Origin of the sequence: Variovorax glacialis (genome assembly GCF_051216375.1) — a bacterium.
In the GTDB taxonomy this organism is placed as follows: domain Bacteria; phylum Pseudomonadota; class Gammaproteobacteria; order Burkholderiales; family Burkholderiaceae_C; genus Variovorax.
The window spans coordinates 64,916-71,855 of record NZ_JBPJZT010000022.1; the positions used below are offsets into that span (position 1 = coordinate 64,916).

Annotated in this window: 5 protein-coding genes and 1 pseudogene; 5 read left to right on the forward strand and 1 reads right to left on the reverse strand. The window is 66.0% G+C overall.

What is annotated here, in order from left to right; translation table 11 throughout:
* Positions 1-84: 84 nt before the first annotated feature.
* Both ACSFBL_RS32005 and ACSFBL_RS32010 read left to right on the forward strand, forming a co-directional pair.
* Positions 85-1,068, forward strand: a complete 984-nt coding sequence (locus ACSFBL_RS32005; RefSeq protein WP_435519845.1) for a Bug family tripartite tricarboxylate transporter substrate binding protein — start codon at positions 85-87, stop codon at positions 1,066-1,068.
* 122 nt (positions 1,069-1,190) lie between these two features.
* Positions 1,191-2,324, forward strand: a complete 1,134-nt coding sequence (locus ACSFBL_RS32010) for a M20/M25/M40 family metallo-hydrolase (protein WP_435519846.1) — start codon at positions 1,191-1,193, stop codon at positions 2,322-2,324.
* 1,035 nt (positions 2,325-3,359) lie between these two features.
* On the opposite strand, the gene ACSFBL_RS32015 is transcribed toward ACSFBL_RS32010, so the two are convergent.
* Positions 3,360-3,836, reverse strand: a complete 477-nt coding sequence (locus ACSFBL_RS32015) for a hypothetical protein (protein ID WP_435519847.1) — start codon at positions 3,834-3,836, stop codon at positions 3,360-3,362.
* Between the two features lie 195 nt (positions 3,837-4,031).
* On the opposite strand from ACSFBL_RS32015, the gene ACSFBL_RS32020 reads away from it, so the two are divergent.
* The 3 genes and pseudogenes from ACSFBL_RS32020 to ACSFBL_RS32030 all read left to right on the forward strand — a co-directional run.
* Positions 4,032-5,588, forward strand: coding sequence for an efflux transporter outer membrane subunit (locus ACSFBL_RS32020; protein WP_435519848.1), 1,557 nt, complete (start codon positions 4,032-4,034; stop codon positions 5,586-5,588).
* Complete coding sequence (locus ACSFBL_RS32025; RefSeq protein ID WP_435519849.1) at positions 5,585-6,736, forward strand: HlyD family secretion protein; 1,152 nt, start codon at positions 5,585-5,587, stop codon at positions 6,734-6,736. The genes ACSFBL_RS32020 and ACSFBL_RS32025 overlap by 4 nt, the downstream gene beginning before the upstream one ends.
* 14 nt (positions 6,737-6,750) lie before the next feature.
* Positions 6,751-6,940 (forward strand): annotated as a pseudogene (locus tag ACSFBL_RS32030) (DUF2955 domain-containing protein); the annotation flags it as partial.

Consider the following 6,940-nt stretch of genomic DNA (forward strand, 5'->3'; position numbering starts at 1 on the left):
TGGGTTTGGAATTGCTGAAAAGAATGTATTGGATCGCGATAGGGTAATTTCTTAGAGTTCGCTCATCACTCTTCAGGAGCGCAAATGACAAGACTTCTCTCAGGATGGTTGGCAAGCATCGCGTGGGCCTGCTGCAGCTTCGCAACTGCACCAGCCTTGGCAGAGGCTTATCCCTACAAGCCCATCCGGTTGGTCGTGCCATACGGTCCGGGCGGCCCGTCGGACATCGTGTCTCGCGTGGTGGCCGAAGAGATGACCAAGGCGCTTGGTCAGCCGGTGGTGGTCGACAACAAGGCAGGTGCCGGCTCCATGATCGGCACCGAGATCGTGGTGCGCTCGGCGCCCGATGGCTACACGCTGCTGCTGACGGATCTGCCTGTCACGATCGTGCCGCATGTATCAAAGGCCAGCGCCAAGTACGACCCCGTGCGTGACCTGGAGCCGGTGGCACTGATCGGAGGCTCGAACCTCGGCTTTTTCTCGAGCGAGGCGATGCCCGCGAAGACTTTGAGCGACTTTGTGGCGGCAGCCCGCACGCGCCCTGAAGGGGTGCGCATTGGCTCCGGCGGCAACGGCACGTTGACGCATCTGATGGCCGAAGTGTTCGCGCAAGCGGCCGGTTTTCGAATGACGCACGTGCCCTACCTTGGCACTGGCCCGGCCATGCCCGACCTGCTGGCAGGCCGCATCGATGGAATGTTCAACAGCTACCTGTCCACGCAGCCGTTTCTCGCGGGCGGCAAGATCCACGCGCTGGCAATCGCGTCGCCAACCCGCGCTGCCGAACTGCCAACAGTGCCGACGTTTGCCGAGGCCGGCTGGCCCGCGGTATCGGTCAACTACTGGCTGGGTATCGTGGGGCCCGCTGGCATGCCGGCACCGGTGACCGAGGCGGTGCGCGGCGCCTTGGCCAAGGCACTGCAAACCGCTGGTGTGAAGGAGAAGTTCAAGAGCCTCGGGATTGCCGGTGCGCAAGATCTTTCGGGCACTGCCATGCGCAGCGCCATCGAGGCTGACTACCGCCGTTGGGGCGAGGTCGTGCACGACCGCAACATCACCGTCAACTGATCCGCTACTGCATGCCAGCCTCCACACCTTCGGCTTCTGCGGCACGTCACGCGGCCGTCATCGAACTCACGCGGGAACTGATCCGCATCCCCAGTGAAAACCCTCCGGGCGACACTCGCCCTATGGCCGATGCCGTAGCGGCATGTCTTGCGCATCCGGCTATCAGCATCACGTTGCACGAACCGCAACCCGGCGCGGTGAACCTCGTTGCGGTATTGCGCGGCGCGAGGCCGGGTCCGCGACTGGTGCTGAACGGACACCTGGACACTTTTCAGATCGGCCCACGCGAGGGCTGGACGCACGATCCGCTCGGCGGCGACCTGGCGGACGGCCGCATCTACGGCCGTGGCGCGGGCGATATGAAGGCGGGCCTGGCGATCCTGATCCACGTGATGCTGGCCACGGCCGAGCGCGCGGCCGAGTTGTGCGGCGAATTGGTGCTAACCGCCGTGGCCGACGAGGAGACCGGCGGTCGCTGGGGCACGCGCTGGCTGCTCGCACACGAGCCGTACGCGCGCGGTGACTATCTGTTGAACGCCGATGCCGGCCATCCGCGCGTGGTGCGCTACGGCGAGAAGGGCGTGCTCTGGCTCAAGCTCACCAGTGTGGGCAAGGCTTGTCACGGCGCGCATGTTCACCTTGGCGACAACGCCCTCGAATCATTGATAGCCGCCGCGACCGATGTGCTTGCCCTGCGTGATCGGACCTGCAAGCTGCCACCGGAATTGATGGAGTCAATGGCGCAGGCGCGCGAGGTGTCCGAGAGCGAAGGCGGTGCTGGCGAATTCGAGAATCTGCGGTCGATCACCGTCAACCTCGGTGCGCTGCAGGGTGGCCAGGTGGCCAATCTGGTTCCCGGTGAGGCCCAGGCCCTAGTCGACATCCGCTACCCGCCGGGGCTCGACGGCGCCCAGATGCGAGCAATGGTCGGCGACGCCTTGGCACCGCATCCCAAGGTGGCTTGGGAGGTGCTGCCTGGCAGCGAGACCGAACCGGCGTTCACACGGCCTTCCCAGCGATTGGTGCAATCGTTCCTGCAGCACGCGCGACAGCTGGCCGAGCCCCATGCGGTGGCCAACATGCGCGTGGGCCTGACCGATGCACGCCTGTTTCGCCATGCCGGCATGCCGGCCGTTGTGTACGGACCCACTGCGTTCAACATGGGCGGCGTCGACGAGCATGTGCTTGCTGAGCAGGTGACCAAGGTGTTCGACGTGCACTTAGCTGTGGTGGCCGATTTGACGTCCGATGCGTAAGCCAAAGCCGGACTGATCCGTGGTCCGCTTGTGGCGAAGCAGACCGAAACCCGCTTCGCGCTCCGACGCCGCACAACGCTCCGGCTTGGGCCAACTATTAGGGGGGCTTCTCTCAGGTGTTGTCAACGGCCGCCACAATCATCGGGCCTCCGATGAGTGCGGGAGTAGTGGACAGGCACCCTCATCGAGAATGACCCGTTCTACAGCGGCTGTATCGGGCTAAGCGCAGCTTGGCGATGTGGCTGCCTAGCAGCCGCCGTACGCGAGCGGCAGCAAATGGCCGGCACCCGGCTGGGCGCCAATTGTTGACCGGCACGTGGTCAGTGCGCACGCGCTTCAATGCAGGCACTGCCCTGCCCTACTCCGGCTGCTCAGCGCGGCGACGGCGTTCAGGCAACCCGAACGGGGCCGTTTTTTCTCATCGGATCAACGACCAGCGCGCGCCATCGTCGTCTGCAATGCAGCGATGAGCTGACTGACGCGAGTTCACCCGCCGTGGGGACGTGGCCGGCGCCCTGATGGCGCTACTCTCGGCTGAGTTGTAAGCCGACATCAGCATGCCATCGCAAGCGAGATCGGCACGCAGAGCTGTACTCTGGACCGGCCCGGTCGAACCCTTCGAGGTGCGCTCTCGCGCTCGCGCCGCTGGCGGCCCAAATTGTTGCTCTTGATGCCCAAGAAATCGGCCTTGCGCCCGGCGCAGCATGGGAAGTGGGAGCAGCGGGCCACGCCAGGCCTCCGCCGCGGCGCAGTGCGCGGCAGGTGGCTTTTCGGGCGAGTGACGTGGCCCGGGTCAAGGCGTGCAAGTCTCGATGGCTTCGAAGTCGGGGGCCCAAAGGGCCTCGAGGGTGGCTCGCACGAGCGCGTCCACGCGCCCAATGCGAGCCTCAGTTGCTGCCCAGGCCTGCTTTGTCGCAGCGAAGACGCAGGCAACGCCCGGATGCCCCCGGCGGCGGTTCCCCGCGCTGCCCGAATGGCAGTTTGCGCAGATGCGCAAACAATCGTTCGATGTTCGGATGCGTGAGGAGCGCCGGCTCAGTCGCCAAGCTTGCGGTAGAGCCGGATGATGGCTTCCTCGGCGACGAGCATCGTAATGATGATCGCGACCAGGATCACGATCCCGTGGAATGCGCCGTCGAACCGGACGTTGTCGCCGAAGATGAAGGTGATCGCCTCGAGGATCACGAACTTCGATCCGAAGAGCACCAGCCACGCGCTGAAGAATCGGAGGAACTTCATGAAACCGCCGGCCTTTCCCTCGAAAAATCCGGCAACGCGGTGCTCGACGGCGATCGTCAGTTTCAGGAGCAGCTGCAACACGACCGACACCCACAATGACGTCGTGAAGGAGTCGATGGTCACGTTCTTCGAGTACTCGACGAACAGGTTCAGGACAACGAGATCGATCAGGATTGCCGTGAAGTAACGGACAAAAAGTCGCTGCCTGGTCGAGAGTGTCTCTGCGTCGATCGGCATGAGCGCTTCGCTCGATGGGGTCTGATGGGCTGTCATCGGCTCAGTGGTCCTCATTGCGTTGTGTTGCCGGAGCGACGCGCCGGCAACTCGCGGCGCAGTGTACGTGGAAGAGGTCGTGTGGCGGAACTATTGCGCTACGATCAAGCGCAGATTGGAAGAGGAAGACGGAACGATGAGTACGCCTTGCGAGACCGACCTCGACCTGCGTACCGCAGGCTGCGAGCCCCCCAGGTGCCGGTGATCCGACTCGGCGCGCGGGCGATCGTGCTGGCATTGACCGTGCTGCTCGGCGCCTGCAGCACCGTGGGGCCCGATTTCCAGCAACCCCAGGTGCCCTGGCTGTCGGACTGGAAGGGCGGCTCGCTCGAAGCCCTGGCCGCCGACTCGCGCCGTGCGCGCGATGCGCAACTGCAATCGTGGTGGCGAAGCTTCGACGACCCCGTGCTCGATCAGCTGATTGCCCAGGCACAGCGCGTCAATCCCAACGTGCGCACGGCCGGCATGCGCATCATGGAAGCGCGTGCGCAACTCGGCATCGCGGGCAGCACGCTCTACCCCCAGGTGCAGCAGGCCACCGGCGAGCTGCTGAACGTCGGCACGCGACGGGCCGGAGGCCCCGACAGCAGCGCCGCATCGCTGAGCCTGGGTGCGCGCATCAGCTGGGAACTCGACTTCTGGGGCAAGTTCCGGCGCAGCATCGAGGCAGCGGACGCCGGCTACTTCGCCAGCATCGCGCAGTACGACGATGTGCAGGTGCTGATGGCGGCGCAGGTGGCGGGGCTCTACGCTTCGATTCGTACCGTGGAAGTGCGGCTGCGCATTGCGCGCGAGAACGCCGCGATCCAGAAGCGCAGTTTCGACATCACGCAGTTGCTGTTCAGAAGCGGCGGTGAATCCGAACTGGACGTGCAGCAGGCCAGGGCCCAGTACCTCGGCACACTAGCCACGATCCCGCAACTGGAGATCGCCCTACGCCAGAACCAAAATGCGCTGAGCATCTTGCTGGCGCGTCCACCCGGGCCCTTGTCCGAGATGGCCGTCGGCAGGGAGTCGATCCCGCAGGCCGAGCTGGATGTCATCGTCGACCTCCCGGCCGACCTGCTGCGGCGCCGCCCCGACGTGAGGGCCGTGGAGATGCAACTGGCCGCCCAGTCCGCCCTGATCGGCGTGAGCGTCGCCGACCTCTATCCTTCTATCTCGCTGCTGGGTTCGCTGGGCTTGTCGGCCACCTCGGTGAGCGGCGCGCCCAATGTCCTGAACTGGGCAGTGGGGCCGAGCCTGGTCTGGAACGTCTTCGACAACGGCCGCCTCACCAACACCGTGCTGGTCCAGGACGCCCGCTTCCAGCAGACCTACGAGCAGTACCAGGCGGTGGTCCTGGGCGCTGCGCGCGAGGTCGACGATGCGGCCGTCGGCTTCGCCCGGACGAAAGAGCAGATCGTGCTGCTCGCGGATTCGGTGACGGCCGCACGGCGCTCGCTCGAGATCGCGACGCTCCAGTACCGCGAAGGGCTGACCGACTTCCAGCGGGTCCTCGATTCGCAGCGGACCTTCTTCAGCCAGCAGGAACAGCTCGTGAGCGCGCGCGGCAGTTTGACCCAAAGCCTGATCGCCCTCTACAAGGCCATGGGCGGCGGCTGGGAAGAGGCGCGCAGCCGGCCCGTGGTCGATGATGCGACCCGCGAGACCATGGGCCTGCGCAGCGACTGGAAAGGCCTGCTCGCCGCCCCCCTGCCGGCCCCCGGTACCGACACGATCCCCACCTCTCCGGGAACCCCACGACCATGAGTCCAGAACCGACCCCGCCTGCACCGTCGCCAGCCCTGTCCGCCGAGGCCGCCGTCGCGCCTGCACCGCCGGACACGGGCAAGGGCGCGCGCCTCGGTGCCGTCGTCGTGCTCGCGCTGATTGTCCTCAGCCTGGTCTGGTATTTCGTCTCGGACCGACTCACCCCGTACACGAACCAGGCCCGGGTACAGGCCTTCGTGGTGCCGGTGGCCGCCGAGGTCGCGGGCCAGGTGCTGAAGGTGTACGTCAAGAACAACGACGAAGTGCAAGGCGGCGCACCCCTGTTCGACATCGATCCGACCTCCTACCGGATCGCGCTGCAGCGCAGCCGCTCGGATTACGAGTCGGTGAGGCGTTCGGTCAATGCGTCCACCTCGGGTGTGGACGCCGCCCGGGCCGGCGTGCAGGCGGCCCGGGCCAACCTTGTCTACGCGCGCCAGGACGCAACCCGGCTGGAGCAGATCTTCAAGGAAGACCCCGGCGCGATCTCGATTCGCCGCGTCGAGAGCGCCCACGCCAACCTGGTCAAGGCCCAGAGCCAGGTCAAGTCGGCCGAGGCTGATCTGAGCCGCGCCCAGGAGACCGCGGGCGACAGCGGGGACGCCAACGCGCAACTGATCAGTGCCCGCTCGGCCATCGAGAAGGCCGAACTCGACCTGAAGCGCACCCGCGTGGTCGCACCCGCCCGCGGCCGGGTCACCGACCTGCGAACGGACGTCGGGCAGTTCGCCCAGGCCGGCGCGCCGGCGATGACGCTCATTGCGATGCACGACCTCTGGATCAGCGCCGACATGACCGAGAACAACCTCGGCAACATCGATCCCGGGGATTCGGTGGCGATCGTGCTCGACGTGATGCCGGGCCAGGTGCTCAAGGGGCGCGTTCGCAGCTTGGGCAGCGGCGTGGGCTCCGGCAAACAGACGCAGCCCGGAACCCTGCCCACGGTCGACAACAGCCGCGACTGGCTGCGCCAGGCGCAGCGCTTCCCGGTGGCGATCGAGTTCGACCCCGGCGAACTCGATCGCCTGCGCGGCCTGCGGATCGGCGGCCAGGCCGAGGTCCTGGTTTACACCGGCGACCATCCACTGATGAACTGGTTCGGGTCGCTCTACATCGCGTTGATGAGCTATCTGTCGTACCTCTACTGACCAGGACCACGACCATGAACCGGGCGGACAAGGCAGTGCTGCGTTTGACCATCGGCCTCGGCGTGGCCGTGCTAGTCGCGTACGGGCTGGCGCTGCCGGCGCCTTTCGTGGTCTGCGTCATGACGGTTCTGCTGCTCTGCAAGCCCGGGCCGCCGATCCCTCTCGTCAAGGGCGTGGTGCTGGCGCTCGTCGTCGGCGTGCTGA